Source organism: Streptomyces yaizuensis (assembly GCF_034961445.1).
Classification (GTDB): domain Bacteria; phylum Actinomycetota; class Actinomycetes; order Streptomycetales; family Streptomycetaceae; genus Streptomyces; species Streptomyces yaizuensis.
This window is the reverse complement of the sequence record NZ_BSBI01000009.1, coordinates 1-16,119: the sequence shown is the minus strand read 5'-3', so window position 1 is coordinate 16,119 and position 16,119 is coordinate 1. Positions and strand designations below refer to the sequence as shown.

Here is a 16,119-nt window from a genome sequence, read left to right as displayed (position 1 = left end):
CTGCCGTGCTCCTGCTCGGGGTGGTCGCGCCGCTGACGCGGGCCGTTACCTGGACCCGCTGGCTCCATCTGTTCCTGGGCGCGATCGTGCCCCTCACCTGCGGCATGGTGTACCCGAGCCTGAGCCGCCCGACCGCGTTCGACTGGATGGTCGTCGCCCTCCTGCCCGTCCCGCTGGTCCTGGTGGTGGCCCTGATCCCCGTGGTACGCCGGGCGGAAGGGCTCCAGGCACAGCTGATGCTCTTCCCCGGGCCGCACGCACGGGTGCCCGGCGCGGGGGAGCCGGGTGTCTCCGCCGTCCCCTCCGCTTCCTGGAGCGACCGGGCGAGGACCGGGGCCTGGCTGGTGCTGCGGATGGAGGCGGGGCTCGCTGCGGTTCTGGTGACGGGTCAGCTCATGGCGATGACGCTGACGCTCGCCGGTGCGGGCGGTGCCCGGGACGGGATGATCGGTCCCCTGGCGGGGGTGACCGGCAGCGGCGGCGTCTGCGTCCTGCTGGCACCGGTGCCCGCGGCGGTGGCCCTCGCGCTGGCCACCGCGGCGGGGGCGATGATGGGGGCGGCCGCCCGCCGGCTGCTGGGCCCCTCCGCGCGGGAACGGCTGGCCGAGCTGGAGGACCGTACGGAGCGGCTGCTGGAACGCAACCGCATCGCCCGCGAACTGCACGACTCCCTCGGCCACGCGCTCACCCTCGCCGTGGTCCAGGCGGGCGCCGCCCGGACGGCGGGGGACCCCGGCTTCACCGACCGGGCGCTGGAGACCATCGAGGAGGCGGGGCGGGCGGCGCTGGAGGACCTGGAACGCGTCCTGGCGGTGCTGCGCGAGACGGGCCGCCCGCCCGCGGGTGCCCGTCCCACCCTCGGCGAGGCGGGTTTCCTGCTGGACTCGGCACGCTCCGCGGGCGCCCGGGTCGACGCCCGGGTGACCGGCCCCCTCAAGGAGGTTCCGGGACCGGCCTCCCGCGAGGGCTACCGCATGCTCCAGGAGGCCCTCACCAACGTCCTGCGGCACGCGGGCCCCGCGCCCGTCGCGGTCCGGGTCCGTATCACCGTCACCGGCACCCGCCTCCTCCTCCAGGTCCGCAACCCCCTGCCCACCACCCCCGCCCCGGCACCCGTCCCCGGCCCGGGCAGCGGGCTGCGCGGCATCCGGGAGAGGGCCGCACTCCTGGGCGGCGCCGCCCGGGCGGGCCGGACCGGCGACGACTGGCTGCTCGATGTCGACCTCCCCCTGCGGTGAACGCCCGCCCACCGGCCCCTCCCACGGCGACCTGGGCTGACCGGGTGCCGCTCACCGTGCTGCTGGTCGACGACGAACCGCTGGTCCGGGCCGGCCTCGCCGCCGTCCTCGACGCCCAGCCCGACATCACCGTGGTGGGGGAGGCGGCCGACGGCGCCGCCGTGATCCCGCTGGTGCGGCGACTGCGGCCGGACATCGTCGCCATGGACGTCCGTATGCCCCTGATGGACGGCATCGAGGCCACCCGGGCCGTCCTGCGCACCGTGCCCACCCCACCGAAGATCATCGTGGTGACGACCTTCGAGAACGACGAGTACGTGTACGGAGCACTGCGCGCGGGCGCCGACGGATTCCTGCTCAAACGGGCCCGCCCGGCGGAGATCGTCCACGCGTTCCGGCTGGTGGCCGCGGGCGATTCGCTGCTCTTCCCTACGGCGGTGCGGCGGCTCGCCGCCGCCTACGGCGACGAGCACGGGCCCACGGCGGACCGTGCGGGGCGGCTGCGGGCGGTACTCACCGAACGGGAGGGCGAGGTACTGCGCCTCATGGCACGCGGCCTGTCGAACGCGGAGATCGCGGGTCGGCTGGTGGTGGGGACGGAGACGGTGAAGTCCCATGTCAGCTCCGTCCTGGCGAAACTGGGGGCCCGCGACCGCACCCAGGCGGTGATCGCGGCGTACGAGTCCGGCTTCGTCTCCCCGCGCTGAGCCGGGGAAGACCCTCCGTCCCATCGACAACCGCCGCGGCGACGGCGGTCCGTGGGCACTGCGTGGCCGGGCCGGTTCCACGCCGGGACGCCGGTTCGGCGGCCCAGCAGGACGGTGGCGGGAGCCGAGGGCGAGTCTGTGCGGACGCGGCATCTGGAGGAGTTCAAGGCCACGATGCGCCGGCTCGCCTGCTCCTGGGACAAGATCCGTGAGTCCGGCTTCCCGTCACCCCGGCCAGGCTCTGGTCAGGCTGCAAGGAGACGTTGGCCGGACGAACAGATGGGCACCGGCTGCTCGACTCCGGCCGGGACTGCCCGCGCCGCGCCCGGCCGCCGCCGCTCACCAGGGCGAGAGCGATGGCCGTCCGCGCCTCCGGCGGCTACGCGCTGGCGACGGCGACTGACCACCGGGTCGGGGCCGTCGCCACCGTCAGCGGGTTCGACATCGCCCGTCGGTTCAGGTTCGGCGCCGATGGCACCCAGGACCCGGCGGTGGTCCAGAGCCTGCTGGATGCCGCCGCCGAGGCCCGGACCGCCGAGGCCCGCGGCGAGGGCACCGGGACGTTCCCGCTCTTCCCCGCGAGCGAGGAGGAGGCACGCAGGGGCGGTTCCTATGTGTACGACGGCTGGGAGTACTGCCGTACGCCCAGGGTCCGGCACCCCCGTTCGGCGGCGGAGTTCACCTGGAGCAGCGTCGACCACATGATCGCCTTCGACGCCTTCGACGCCTTCGACGCCTTCGACCTGTTCACCTCCCCTTCCTCATGGTCGCCGGACGCGAGGCCGTCACCGCGTGGATGAGCGTGGAGGCGTTCGCGAAGGCCCCCGGCCGAAGGAGTTCCTCTGGATCGGGGGCGCCGGCCATGTCGACCTCTAGACAGGGATTCCTGTGTCACCCCGGCCGTCGCCAGGCTCGCGGAGTTCTACCGCACCCGGCTGAACGACGCGTACCGCACACTCTGGCCGGGCCGCACGCCCTGACCCGGCCACCGTTCATGCGGCGGGCTCAGCGATAGGCGGTGGTGTATGTCTGGACATTCGTGCCACCGGGACAACTGACCTGGTTGTTCTCGTACTTCCACACCGGGTTGCTCTGATAGGTGACCCCATTGCTGCAGAGCACCCGGATGTTCACGTTCGTCCGCAGACAGGTGGCGTAGACGAGGTTGCCCTGGATCCACTCCCACCCCGTCGTACGACAGGTTCCGGCCGCCCCGGGAGGCGTTGTCGCTGTGGTGGGGACCACCGGGGCGGTGGATGCCATCGGGGCGGCGGAGGCGGCGGGCCCCAGGAGGGCCATTCCGCCGGACAGAAGCAGGAGACCGGTGGCGAGGAACGCGCCACCCTTGATGGGCTTACTCATGGGCTGTGGCCTTCTCTCGATCCGGGCCGCTCGGTCTCGTACCAGGTCCGACCAGGTCGCACGGGGTCGCACCGGGTCGTACCGTGCACGGCCACGACGGCACGGGCCCTGACGGTCGAGGCGTCGGGGGAGCCGTGCGGGGCGGGCCGATGCTGAACACAGGTGCCGGACCGGGGCAAGGCGGCAGGCGCCCACCCGGACAGGTTCTCTCGGTTCAGGCCACCCCCAACTCTGTCCGGAAGATGTCTGGTGCCTCTGCTCCGTCCCATGGAAGAGGTATGCCGGTGTCCGGCCGTACGCTTCCGCCACGGCTGGGGTTCGCCGAGGAGGATTGGCCGGAAGGGCGGGCCGTACCAGCCGGAAGCAGCACCGGACCGGTACCGGACCGGTACCGGTGCGGCACGGAGCGGAACCGAGGCGGAACCGGAGAGCGCCGCGGACGGTCCTGTTCCGTCGTCCCGTCCGGTCGTCCCGCTCCGTTCTCCCGCTCCCTTGTCTTCGCGCCATATCCCTCGCCGCGACCGGCGGCGGGGGGACGGCCCACGATCCGTCGCCCGCCACGCCGGCCCCCCGCTCCGGGAACCCTGCCGTGGCCTGGCCGCCCACCCGGCGGCCCCGGTCCGGCCCCCCACCTCGCACACCCCGGAGAGGGAACCGGTGAGGCCACTGGGACAGGGCCAGCTGATCCAACCGGCGTCCGGAACGGGCCGGCCACGGCCGGTGCGATGAACCCGCCGCCCCCGGTGCCCGTTCTCATGGGTCGCTCCACCCTCACCCCAGGAGACGACGGTGACACTCCTTTTCCGTACCGCCCCGTTGACACGCGTACCGCTCCTCATGGCCACCGCGGTCCTCGTTCTGGCCGCCTCCGCCCTGCCCGCGCGGGGCACCCCGGCCGCCCCGCCCACACCGGAGAGCGCCGTCCGGGCCGTTCCCGGGGCGGAGGCGGTGCGCTGGCTGGCCCTGAGCGGCGGGAAGCTGGTCTACGGCCGCGATGCCCAGGGCAACCGGGTGCCCGACTACTCCCACGCCGGGTACGGCGGCGGCGGTGTGCCCTGCCCGCCGTCCCCGCCCGGGTGACCGCGCCCGGCCCCTCCGGCGGCGACGACACCGCGTCCCTCCAGCGGGCCATCGACACCGCCGCGGCACTGCCGCTGGACGCCCAGGGCTTCCGGGGCGCGGTACGGCTGGCGCCCGGCCGCTACCGGATCGGCGGAACCCTCCGTATCACCGCCTCCGGGGTGGTGCTCCGGGGCTCCGGCGGCGCCACCGTCCTCGCCGCCGACGGTGCCCGCGCCCGCACCCTGATCACCTTCGGGAACACCGCGTCCTACGGGGTGGTGGGCACCCCCGCCCGGGTCGCCGACGCCTATGTGCCCGTGGGCGGCACCGCGCTCACCCTCTCCTCCACCGCCGGGCTCACGGTGGGGAGCGCGATCGTGGTGGAACGGCCCACCACACAGGAGTGGATCGACGCGATCGGTATGCGCGGCATCTTCACCCCCAACTGGAGCCTGCGGTTCGAGCGGCGGATCACCGCGATCAGCGGCAACCGGGTCACCCTGGACGTCCCTCTCACCACAGCGCTGGAACAGCAGTACACCCAGGCCACCGTCTACCGTTACACCTTCCCCCGGATCAGCCGGGTCGGCCTGGAGAACCTCAGCGCCGACGGTGGGGCCATGTCCGCCGACCCCGCCTATGCCACCGGCTTCCACAACGCGGCCCTCTGGGAGTTCAACGCCGTCGAGGACTCCTGGGTGTCGAATGTGGTGGCCCGCCGCTTCGGCGGAGCCGGACAGACCGGACTCGGCCCGCAGAGCCGCCGGGTCTCCGTCCTGCGCACCCAGATGCTCGACATGATCACCACCGACAGCTCCGCCCGCTCCAACGCCTACCTTCTCCAGGGTCAGCAGAACCTCGTCCGGGACTGCCAGGTCACCGCCACCAAGGTGCACGCCTTCACCACCTACGGCCGCCAGGCCGGACCCAATGTGTTCTCCCGGTGCACCGCCACCCTCGTCCAGACCACCTATGACTCCGGCGGCCATCAGCGCTGGGGCAGCGGCACCCTCTACGACCAGCTGAGCGTCGACGGGTCCCTCCTCCTCGTCAACAATGGCGACCGCGGCAGCGGACACGGCTGGTCCGATGCCAACAGCACCGCGTACAACTGCGTGACCGAGGGCTATCGCGTCCAGGGCCCGCCCACCGCGCACAACTGGGCCTTCGGCTGCACCGGCACCCTGCTCGACGGCAGCGACGGCGAGATCGTCTCCCCCGGGACGCCCGTCCTCCCCGCGAGCCTCTACGACCAGCAGCTCGCAGACCGTACCCCCTGACCGGCCCCGGGCCGCACCAACCCCGCCCGGCGGGGCCGTCTTCCCGCCCTGCCGGCCGCCGGGGCAGTGGGCTGCTCAGCAGGTCGTACGGCGGATCGCGCTGGAGGCGGTCCGGCAGAGGAGTGCCGGGCGGAAGGCGATGAGGATGACGTGGACGCCCGGCACTTCTGGGTGCCGGGCGTCCACGTTCGATGTGCGGCGTCCGGGGGAGGGGGTCCTGGGTCCGTCCTACCACTTGAGCGGATACACCACAGCAGGGTCGCTATTTATTTCATGTCGTGGCGTAGGCGTATGTGGTGACACCGCCGTAGTTCGTATTCATGGTGACGTGACTGAAGGCGTTCAGAGACCTTCCCGTGCCCACGGGAATCGTCGGAGCGTAGCAGCCTCGAACAGCACCCCTGGGAATGTTGTAAGGGTTGCATGCGGCGTTGCTTCCGAGGTTGGTTACTGTGTTCCCCGAGATATTGATGGCGACATCCGCGTTATTCCGGACCACGATGACGCCTTGCACCTCCGCCCGGAGGAGTGACCTGGACCGCTCGGTCCGATCCGAGCGGCGCCCCGGTCCTGGTCGCCGCCGCCCACCGCTCCGATCAGAGAGCGCCGAGGAACGCGCGGACCTTGGCGAGGAATCCGACGGGGTCGGACTCGTGGACGGTGTGCCCGGCCCGGTAAGAGCCCTGCCCCAGAAGAGCGCTCTGGCACACCACCCGTCGGGGCGCTCCCGGGCCCGGGTCCTGTGACGAGTCGGGTACATGTGGTGAATGCGCGTGGTGGACTGGGTGTGGCATGGGGCTTTCCGGGCGGCGACTGTCGCATCTGTCCCGTGATCCGGCCTGGGGCCGTATGGTTCCCGGGACGTAGGGGTGTGAGCAGTGCATTCCCGGGGCTGGCGGAGAGGCCGTACAGTCCGTTCAGCTGGGAGGAATCCCGGGAAGCGGGGTGTGGCGGCCGTCGGGTGTGATCAGAGACGGAAGACTCTGGAGACGAACGGCGGCCCACCGGACCCGGCAACAGGACCACTCGAGGGAACGGAGTCCCGCCATGACGGCCGAAACCGCTGCCGCGCCCTTTGATGCCGACCCGGATGGCAGGCGGTCCGCGGCGTTTCTGATCGACCTTGCCGAGGGCTATCTCTTCCCGGCCGCCCTGCGGGCCGCGGCGGCGATCGGGGTAGCCGACCACCTCGCGAACGGCCCCCGGGACGTCGCCGCGCTGGCGGGGGCGACCGGCGTCGACACGGGCAGTCTCTACCGGGTGTTGCGGCTGCTGGCGACGCGCGGTCTCTTCGACGAGGTCGAGCACGGCACTTTCCGCCTGACCGTGGCCGGGGACGCGCTGCGCGGTGAGGCCCCGGCGTCCGTGCGCGCCGCGATCCTGATGATCACCGGGCCGGAGATGTGGTTGCCGGCCGGGGAGCTGACGCGGTGTGTCACCGAGGGCGGGTCGGTGTTCGAGTCCCTCTTCGGAAGGCCGTTCTTCGAGCACTTCGCGCAAAGCCCCGAGGTCACCGCGCTTTTCGATGACGGGATGGCCGAGGTCTCCCGTGCCGAGGACGGCCCCTCGGTGGCCGTGTGCTCGTTCGCGCCCGGCAGCACCGTGGTCGACGTCGGCGGTGGCCAGGGCGGTCTGCTGCGTGAGGTGCTCACGGCCCACCCGGGCGTGCGCGGGGTGCTTTTCGACCGGCCGCATGTCCTGCCCGGCCACCGGCTCGATGTCCCCGCGACGAGCGGCAGGTGGGAGCTGGCGGCCGGCGACTTCTTCGAGGGGGTTCCCCCGGGCGCCGACACCTATGTGATCAAGCGTATTCTGCACGACTGGGAGGACGAGCAGTGCGTGACGATCCTGCGCAACTGCCGGGAGGCGATGGCGCCGGGCGGCCGGGTCCTCGTCGTGGACTCGGTGCTGCCGACCGGGAACACCCCTCACCAGGGCAAGGGCCTCGACCTGATGATGATGGCCTCGCTCGCCGGACGGGAACGGACCGAGGCGGAGTTCGGGGAACTCTTCCGCGCGGCAGGGCTGCACCTCACACGCGTGATCCTCACAAAGACGGTGCCCTCGGTCGTCGAGGGGGTCGCCGCCGGCGACTGACCCGGCCCCGGCCCGGCGGGCCCCCGGGCCCCGCAGCCGGCCCCGGACGCCGGGGACGGCAAGCGCCCGGGGCGGCAAGCCGCCGACATCGACCAGCGCCAGGAGGAAGCAGCCCCTCCTGCGTCTGGCAGAGGGCCTGCACCCGGTCGCCCTCGAACGGCTCCTCGAACAGGTACGGCTCGGCCTCGCCAGCACCGGCCTGAACATGACCTCGCCCGAGCCGTTCATGGACGCGAGCCAGGGCGGCGTCACGGTCTGCGGCGACGACGGAGCACAGGCCGTTGCCGACCGGCAGCCCCCACGCCCGGACCGACACGGGCGGAGCTGGCCGGGCGGACGATGAAGCCGTTGTCCGTGACGAGGCCGTCCGCTCCGCGATGGACACCGCCCTCGGTACCATCCCGACCGGCTGCGGGAATTCAGCACGTCCGCCTGCCGGCCGGACGGGGTTCGCCGGACCCCTCTCCCTGCCGCCCCCGGCACGCGTACCGTGACCGTACGACCCGCCCGGAGGATGCCGTGAGCGCGCAGACGCCGTGCCCGGATCAGGTGACAGGCCAGGGTCCGGTCCCGGCAGCGGGGGCAGGGCGGCGTGTACCCCGGAGCGGGTGGTCGATCCGCCTTCTGAATCCAAGGATTATCTTCATCGTGGTGGGCGTACCGCGCGTGCCGGCGCGTCGGGCCGTGTGGTCACGCTGGTCACGCCCGGGCAGCGCCGGGACGTGAACCGGATGATGGCGGATGCCGGGATCCGGCCCACGGTCACCCAGGTCCGTTCCGGTGAGGAGAGGCTGACCACCCTCACCGGCGCGAAGCGCCCGCCGGTGCAGGACAGGGGACAGACCGGCAACGCGGCGTTCCGGGGTCTGGGCGCCCCGACGGGCCGCCCGCCGAAGGAATCCCGCAAGGCCACGGAGGCGCGCATGATGGCGGAGGCCCGCAGGGCCGGGCGTGTGCGCAAGGCCCGCTGACGGGCGGTGCGGGCCGCCGCGGTCAGGACACACAAGGAGGCACCCGCTGCCTCGCGTCGAGTGGAGCGTCAGGGAGTGCCCATGACCGTCAGGGTCCATCAGCCCCGGGAGGACGCCGAGTTCGCGTTCATCCTGGCGAGGGCGGACGTCCCGGTGCTCGCGTACTTCCACGGTGTGTGGCCCAAGGCCGTGGCGGCATGCAAGGAAATGGAGCCCCTGGTGCGGGAGGTGGCCGACGCCTACCAGGGGCGGCTGATCGTCGTACGGGCCGACATCGCCAGGTGCCCCGGCCCGGTACGCCGGTACGGTGTCACCGGCGCGCCCTCCTTCGTGCTGATCGATCGGGGCGAGGCGACCGCGGCCGGGAGCGGTCCGATGGCCAGGACCGCGCTCGGGGCGTTCCTGGACGCCCACCTGTGAGCAGACCGCACACCGGCCGGCGAGATGGCGCCCCGCCGCACTGAGGCGTGCGAAGAACCCGGCCTGGTCTCCGGAGGTGCCCCACCCGGAACGGACACGGCGACCGAGTGCGGTCGCCGGACCGTGGTCGAGGGGTGTCTCTTCAGGGTGGCCCCGGCCCGTGTGCACGTCCGCGTCCTGCTGACGGCCTGGACCGGGGCGCTGCGGGCGGGTGGTCTCCACCGGCCGTCCTTTCCGTCGCCCTGTCCGTGACCGTCCCGCCCGCCGGGCGCGTGTCCGCAGGTCAGTCCCGGGCGTTACGGTCCCGCGCCGTGTTCGGCGGCCCTTGTGCCGCTCTGGGGGCCCCGGTGTCTTCCAGCGGGCGACCGGTGCACGGGGGAGGGGCACCCTCAACGCCCTCAAGCGGGTTGGGGAGGGCCCGGGTGTTGGGGAGGCTCGGGTGTGTGGAGGGTTTGGGTGTTGGGAGGGCTTGGGTGTGTGGGAGGGCCGGCTGGGGCCGGGATACCGGTTGTGGGTGCTCACGGGGAAGGGTCACCGGGCTGCGGGCTGGGCTGCTGTTGCCGGAGGCGGTGCGGATTTTTGTGGTCCGCGAGTTCCGTCCCGATGCCGGGGCCCGGCTGGTGGAACCGGGACGGTGATGGCGGGCGTGCTGCCGCTGTCATGACGTCTGCGGCCGTGTTCACCGGGGCCGGGTACGGCACCCGCTGTGGTGGCGGACCGGAGACCGCAGACCGGGGACCGCAGACCGCAGACCGGAGACCGCAGACCGGAGACCGGAGACCGGGGACCGCAGACCGGGGACCGGGGACCGGGGGCGGCCGGCTGCCTCCTGTACGGCTGTACTCGGTGGGCCGGCCTGATGTTGCGCGCCCCGGACTCCGGTGTCCCGGTGACGCTGCCGGAGGCCGGCAGGGTTGTTCTGGTGATGGGGCCGGGGTGTTGTGGTGTCGGTGTCACCCTGCGGGTACTCCGCCCGTTGTGGTCTGTGTGTGGTGTCCGGTGGGTGTGGTGTTCGGCGGGTGTGGTGTCCGGTGGGTGTGGTGGGTGTGGTGGTCCGGCCTGTCCGGGTGTGGCAGGACTTTCCTGTGTGTGGGGCAGTCAGTTCCCGGTCGGCGGGGTACGGGCCGGGGTGCGGGCGGTGAGTTGCAGGGACACGCGGCGGGGGCGGACGGCTGCGGGTGACAGGGCCGGGCGCAGGTCGGTCGGTTTCGTTGTCCGCCAGGTCCAGCGGGCGGCGATGCTGGCGAGGGCGAGGGTCATCTCGGCCATGGCGAACGTGTCACCGATGCATTTGCGGGGCCCGCCGCCGAAGGGGGCGAAGGCGGCCCGGGGCATGGCGAGGGCATGCTCGGGCAGCCACCGGTCGGGGTCGAAACGTTCGGGCGCGGGGAAGTAGTCGGGCCTGCTCTGGAGGATGAGCGGGCTGAATCCGATGACGGAGCCCGCTGGCAGCGGGTCTCCGGCGAGTTGTGCGGGGCGGCTGGCCGCCCGGGTGATCATCAGGGCCCCGGGGTAGCGGCGCAGTGTCTCGTGGATGATCCGGGTGGTGTGGGGCAGCCGGGGGAGATCGTGCCAGGTGGCCACGCGTCCGGCCAGGACCCGGTCGGTCTCCTCGTACAGCAGGCGCTCCGCGCCCCTGTGGGCGGCGAGTTCGGCAACGGCCCAGCTGAGTACAGCCGCGGGGGTCTCCCCGCCGGCCACGAACAGGTTCACCACCTGGTCGCGCAGCTCGGTGTCGCTCAGGCCGCCGCCGTCCTCGTCGCGTGCCGCGAGGAGCATCGACATCAGGTCGCCGTGGTCGGTGCCGTCCTGCCGGTACTGTGCGATCACGCTGTTGACGGTGTCGGTGAGGATCCGGTTCGCCTCGCGGTAGCGGTGGTTTCCGGGCAGGGGCAGGCGCTGCCACGCGTCGGGGACGAGCATCCTGGGCAGCGCGCCGGCCAGCACATCGGTGAAGGTCCGCCGGATGGTTCCGACCCGGTCGTCACCGAGGTCCGCGGTGAACAGGGAGCGTGCGACCGTCCGCAGGGTGTAGGCGGAAAAGACGGGGAAAGCATCGATCACCTGCCCGTCCTCCCACTGGTCCAGCATGAGCTCCACCTGATGGGTCATCACCGCACCATGGCGTTCCATGTGCTGGTGGTGGAACGCGTGCTGAGCGAGCCGGCGCTGGCGCCGGTGGTCGGCGTGGGGGCAGGTGGCCAGGCCGTTGCCCATGAAGTCCCGCAGCCGGTCGAACAGCGGCCCGCCCTTGTCGAAGGTCCGGTCGTCGGTGAGCACCCGCTGCAGCAGTTCCGGATGGCAGACCATGTACACGCGCTGCGGCCCCAGCCGGATCTCCACCAGGTCACCATGGGACGCCAGGCAGGACACGAACGGCAGCGGATCGCGCAACAGACGCAGCGCGTGTCCCAGCAAGGGAAGAGCACCGGGCGCGACAGCCCGGGTGAACGCGGTCTCGGCCATGGTCATCCCTGTCCGTCCTGTCCGTTTCCTGCGCGCCAGTGGGACCGTCCGCCGGATCACCGCCGTTGCGGCGGCCCCCGGGTCCGCTCCGTACGCCACTGCGCCCGCGGGTCTGCCGGCCCCTGCCACCTCCCGGCGCCGGATGGCTCCGGCAGTTCTTCCCCCATCCGGCAGCGGATAAGCGATCACACACGTTTACGGCGGCCGCGCCTCTGCGACGGGCCGGGAAGAGTCTCCGCTGCGCCGCACACGGACATCTTCGGGTCATGCCGTCATACCCGGCCGGCCTGCCGCGGCCGGCGGATCCCCACCGAGCGGGTCCTCCCGCCCCGCCCCGCCGCCCGGGATCCCCGTGGCCCGCCCGCCGTCCCCCTCCCGGGCACGGACAGGACCCGCACCCTTCTGCCGGCCATCGGTGACCGGCTCACCGCCGAGCCGCCCTCGCGGACCACCGGCACGGGGAGCGACTGCCGCAACGGGCCGGGGAGAACCTCCCTGCGCATACGGACGCAACGGCAGTTCTTCCGGGGAGCCCGCTGGCTGCCGGGCGCCTGCTGGGGTCGCGGTCCGGGGGTACCCGGCTCTGCACACACCAGTTCGAACCAGGCCCCGGGGCCGGAGCCCGGGCCCGAGGGAGTTCAGCGCGGGGTGAACGGCCCCGTCTTCACCGTGTCGTTGCCGGCTGCCGGCAGCCGGGTGGGTGAAGCACTGCGCAGAGGGGCTGCTGCTGGGGGAGGGCCCGTACGCGGGGGTCCGGTGGCGGCGGGCCGACCCCCGGCCCGGGATTCCCCCGCTTCGGTGTTATGGCGCTGCTGCCCGGCCTGGCAGCGGGGCGAGGGTGGTATCACTGCCGGGTCTCGTGGACAGGCGTCACAGTGTCGCTGCTCGGCCCCCTTGGAGGCGGGCGAACTGCTGGAGACCCGGTGGGGGTGTTGTTGGTGTCGGGTCTTGTCATTCTGCGGCTTTTTCCGTGCCTACGGGATCGTTTCTCGGGGGTGTGGATGGTCCGTCTTCCGGTCGGGATGAGGTGGGGGTGTGGGCGTTGTTCGGTGAACGGGGTGGTGGGCCGGTCGGGTTCGGTCTTTGGGTCCGGTGTGTGCGGAGGCTGGGCCTGTTCGTCCCCGGGGGTGGTGGGCTCCCCTCCCGGGGTGGTGGGCCCCCCGGGGTGGTGGGCTCCCCCCCCGGGGGGGCTTCGTCGGGGTCTGGCAGGTGGGGCGATTGTGTCGGCTCCGCTCGGGTGCGGTGGGGTGTCCTTGGCGGCCGGGCCGCGAGACTGTTGCACTGTGGTGAGCAGGTCCGCACCCCTTGGCCTGAGTGGTGGTTTTCCTGGCGGGTTGGTGCCGGTTCCCGGCCCCCGCTCGGATGGTCTCCGCTCGGATGGTTTCCGTGTTCCCCGTTCTTCCACCGCATCACGCCGCCGCTGCTGCTTCACGCCGCTGCTGCTGGCCTCGCCCAGTTGAGTCCGAGTGCGGCGAGCACCTGGAGTCTGTCTTCCGCGAGTCCCGCCCGCCGGGTCTTCGTGTTGGACAGGAACACCCCGAGCCGAACTGAGGTCCGTTCACCGGCCCCGTCCGGCCCCCACCCCACCTCCAACACCTCTGTGTGTCCGCGGGGGACCACGACAGTGCCGGTACGGGCCCGGTACTGAGCGAGGGCCGCCACGCCTTTCTCAAACGAACCCACAGCCCTCCCCGGTGCCTTCCCCGACACTCTTCCCGGTGCTTTCCCCGGCTGTTCCCGCGTTGTCGCGGGGGCGGGCAGCGGCTGGATGCCGAGCCGGGTCAGGCGCTCGCGCTGCCCTTCGGTCAGTGCCTGCCAGATGGTGTGCTGGCGCTGCCGCTTCAGCCACCGGCCGACATCGACACCGTGAACGGTGACGCCTGGTTCCAGCACCACCCCCCCGGCGGGTTTTTCAGCCGGGAGCCCAGGGACATCCTCGTCGGTGAGGAGTTCACGGACGTAGGCGTAGGTCCGCTGCCACTCCGTCGGCCAGGTGGGGTTCCAGTCCGGGTCGATCCCGGCGAGCGCGGCGGCCCGTTCCGGGTACCCGTCGAGGACGCCGGGACGGCGTTGGTTGGAGAGCCACTGCCCGACCGGCTTCCCGAGAGCGACGGCCGCCCGCGGGGCGCACAGGCCCCAGTGCTGCTCGGCCCAGGCATGGGCGGCGGCGAGGTTTTCGGCGAACGTGGCGTCTTCCGCTTCCCATACCATTCCCAGCCCTTCGAGCCGCTCGGCCCGCTTCCCCGACAGGGCTCCGGCCCGGAACGCTTTGCGCTGCCGGCTGACCCAGTACCCCAGCGGGTACGGGCCGGGCTGCTCACGGTGGCCGAAGGGGACACGGGCATGGCCTTCCCGGGCGGCGTAGCGCTTGAGCGCGGCGTACCCGCGGGCCCAGTCCTGCCGCTCGGTGTCGATCACATGAAAGCTGACCCACTCGGCGATCATCACCGGGTCCCGCGGTGCCGCGAACCGGAGCAGCAGCCGCGACTCGGCCTCGCCCTCCCCGGGCGCCGGCCCGATACGGACCGAGGGCTCCACCGACCGCTGCTGCGGCTCCTGCGGAACCGCCAACAGCTCCACCGCCTGCTCATCATGCGCCCGCAAACCCTGCAAAACGTCCACCAGCGGCTTGTACGACCCGCTCGTGAACATATCCTCCGGCTCCTCCTCGGCCCCCAGGAAGACCGGCACGATCAACGACGCCAGCTTCCCCTCACCCGGCTTCTGCCGCAAAGCCCTTCCGATCGCCTGGACAATATCGTGCGGTGCGCCTTTCGGGTCGAGCAGAGCGACGGAATCCACCGCCCTGATATCGACCCCTTCACCCAAAACCTTGCAGTTGGAGAGGACGGCGAGCCCGGCCCGGACGGCGAACTCGCCCAGGACCTGCCGGCGCCGCTCGGCGGCGTGCTCGCCCTGGAGCCAGTCCGCCCAGATCGTCTCCGGATACCGGTCCGGGTCGGCCTGGCGGAGCCGCTGCGCCACCGCCGGCAGCCCGGTGGCGTACGCCTCCGCCTCAATCGTCCGGTGGTGAAAAGTGATCATGGTCTTCAGACCGTGCTCGACGGCAGTGCGCAGCATCGCCGCCTGGAGGGCCACGAGACGCTGCCCCCGGAGCTCCTCCTCATGCCGCTCCTCGCTCCACAGCCGCTCCGGGGTCACGACCGGATCCTGGAGCTCGACCACGATGATCTGATACCGCGCCAGCAACCCCAGCGTCACCGCCTGGGCGAGGGTCAGCTCGTACAGCACGGGCCCGAAAATGCCGGTGTCGTCCATCGAGGCTGCTGTCTCTTCCGGGAGCGGATCCCGCCTCCCCTCCTGTACCTCCCAGTGCGGCGGGCGTTCCTGCCAGATCCGTGGCGTCGCCGTCATGTACAGCCGGCGGGTTGTGGGGATGAGGCTGTTGTCGTGGACGTCCGCCCATGTCTTCCCCAGTGACCCCGAGGTGCGGTGCGCTTCGTCGATGACCGTCAGGTCCATCGGTGCCAGCCGCTGCCCGTACGCTCCCTGGAACGCTTCCGCGAGCACCCTGAGGGAGGCGTAGGTGGCGTAGACCGTCACCGGCCCGGTGCCGTGCCACAGCGCCAGGCGCACCGGACTGGTGGTGCACCGGACATCCAGCGACCACAGCTCCGCGTCGTCCTCCAGCGAGCACACCGCAACCGCCGGCCCCACGTGACCGACCCTCCGCCACTCCCTCACCGTCTGCGTGAGCAGCTCCAGCGTCGGCACCACCACCAGAACCCGCCCGTGCGGCAGCATCCGCCTGGACGCGGCCGCCGCGATGACCGTCTTCCCGGTACCACAAGCCGCCCGCACCTGCCCACGAATACCGGCACGGGGAACCCTCTTCCCAGGCGGAATATCGAGACCACGAATAATCGCGTCAACGGCCTCCACCTGATGGGTACGCAGGTCAAAAGCCATTCTCTCCGTACTCCTTGAGCCGAGAAATGAGGAACATTCAGAAAAGACTCCGACAGCACCCAACCGGATGAAGAAGGATGCGATGCAAGATGCTGACTCTACACGCTGCATCACACCGATACAGCGTGCAGAGCCGGCATCCCGCAAGCAAGTGAAGTTGCCTCAAACCTGCCCCACCCAAGACAGTCAACGGGCAGAGTGGAACCCCTGGCGACAGCAAGAAGAACAGCCCCGAACCGCGGCCCGATATCGCCTCAAAGAACCCACCCTCTCGCCGAAACCCAAGCCGGCCGACACTCCCATCACCCTGCCCTGACCCTCCACCACCCGGGAGCTACAGCCCAGAATCACTGGACTTACACACAGCCCACCCGATGCACTCCTTCCCGCTACTGCCCGCGCGGAGCGCGCCGGATTCCCGCCTGCGGGAATCCCCTCAATCCCGCTTGCGGGATTGACACGCCTTCAGGCCTTCAGGCTTCCGCCTGCGGAAGCCCATTCCCCCGCCTGCGGGGGAATGCGACGGAGCGCCAGCGGAGTCGCTCGCTTCCCAGGCGGCTTGCCGCCTGGGGTCCCGCTCCGCGGG

Annotated in this window: 10 protein-coding genes and 1 pseudogene; 8 read left to right on the top strand and 3 right to left on the bottom strand. The window is 71.8% G+C overall.

Annotation, left to right across the window (positions count from 1 at the left end; all coding sequences use genetic code 11):
• The first annotated feature begins 11 nt into the window (after positions 1-11).
• The 3 genes from SYYSPA8_RS21265 (at position 12) to SYYSPA8_RS21255 (ending at position 2,745) form a co-directional block, all read left to right on the top strand.
• Complete coding sequence (locus tag SYYSPA8_RS21265) at positions 12-1,238, top strand: sensor histidine kinase (RefSeq protein ID WP_323449108.1); 1,227 nt, start codon at positions 12-14, stop codon at positions 1,236-1,238.
• Between the two features lie 44 nt (positions 1,239-1,282).
• A complete protein-coding gene (locus SYYSPA8_RS21260; protein WP_323448843.1) occupies positions 1,283-1,945 on the top strand; it encodes a response regulator transcription factor in 663 nt (220 codons plus the stop codon).
• Between the two features lie 263 nt (positions 1,946-2,208).
• A complete protein-coding gene (locus SYYSPA8_RS21255; protein ID WP_323448842.1) occupies positions 2,209-2,745 on the top strand; it encodes a hypothetical protein in 537 nt (178 codons plus the stop codon).
• 205 nt (positions 2,746-2,950) lie between these two features.
• Here SYYSPA8_RS21255 and SYYSPA8_RS21250 read toward each other — a convergent pair whose 3' ends face one another.
• On the bottom strand, positions 2,951-3,307 hold the full coding sequence (locus tag SYYSPA8_RS21250) for a hypothetical protein (protein ID WP_323448841.1): 357 nt from the start codon (positions 3,305-3,307) through the stop codon (positions 2,951-2,953).
• A 789-nt stretch (positions 3,308-4,096) separates the two neighbouring features.
• Between SYYSPA8_RS21250 and SYYSPA8_RS21245 the strand changes: the two genes are divergently transcribed.
• The 5 genes and pseudogenes from SYYSPA8_RS21245 to SYYSPA8_RS21225 all read left to right on the top strand — a co-directional run bounded on the left by SYYSPA8_RS21245 (position 4,097) and on the right by SYYSPA8_RS21225 (position 9,137).
• Entirely contained in the window at positions 4,097-4,387 is a 291-nt protein-coding gene (locus SYYSPA8_RS21245; protein ID WP_323448840.1) for a hypothetical protein, read from the top strand.
• Positions 4,384-5,649, top strand: coding sequence for a peptidoglycan-binding protein (locus SYYSPA8_RS21240; RefSeq protein WP_323448839.1), 1,266 nt, complete (start codon positions 4,384-4,386; stop codon positions 5,647-5,649). The genes SYYSPA8_RS21245 and SYYSPA8_RS21240 overlap by 4 nt, the downstream gene beginning before the upstream one ends.
• A 1,047-nt stretch (positions 5,650-6,696) precedes the next feature.
• A complete protein-coding gene (locus SYYSPA8_RS21235; RefSeq protein WP_323448838.1) occupies positions 6,697-7,746 on the top strand; it encodes a methyltransferase in 1,050 nt (349 codons plus the stop codon).
• 611 nt (positions 7,747-8,357) lie between these two features.
• Positions 8,358-8,717: pseudogene (locus SYYSPA8_RS21230) on the top strand (DEAD/DEAH box helicase); the annotation flags it as partial.
• Between the two features lie 81 nt (positions 8,718-8,798).
• The gene (locus SYYSPA8_RS21225) at positions 8,799-9,137 is read left to right on the top strand and encodes a thioredoxin family protein (protein ID WP_323448837.1); all 339 of its coding nucleotides are present in this window, start codon (positions 8,799-8,801) and stop codon (positions 9,135-9,137) included.
• Positions 9,138-10,235: 1,098 nt separating this feature from the next.
• Here the strand turns inward: SYYSPA8_RS21225 and SYYSPA8_RS21220 are convergent.
• Together SYYSPA8_RS21220 and SYYSPA8_RS21215 are read right to left on the bottom strand one after the other, a co-directional pair.
• Complete coding sequence (locus SYYSPA8_RS21220; protein ID WP_323448836.1) at positions 10,236-11,609, bottom strand: cytochrome P450; 1,374 nt, start codon at positions 11,607-11,609, stop codon at positions 10,236-10,238.
• Between the two features lie 1,422 nt (positions 11,610-13,031).
• A complete protein-coding gene (locus SYYSPA8_RS21215) occupies positions 13,032-15,533 on the bottom strand; it encodes a DEAD/DEAH box helicase (protein ID WP_323449107.1) in 2,502 nt (833 codons plus the stop codon).
• Between the last annotated feature and the right edge of the window lie 586 nt (positions 15,534-16,119).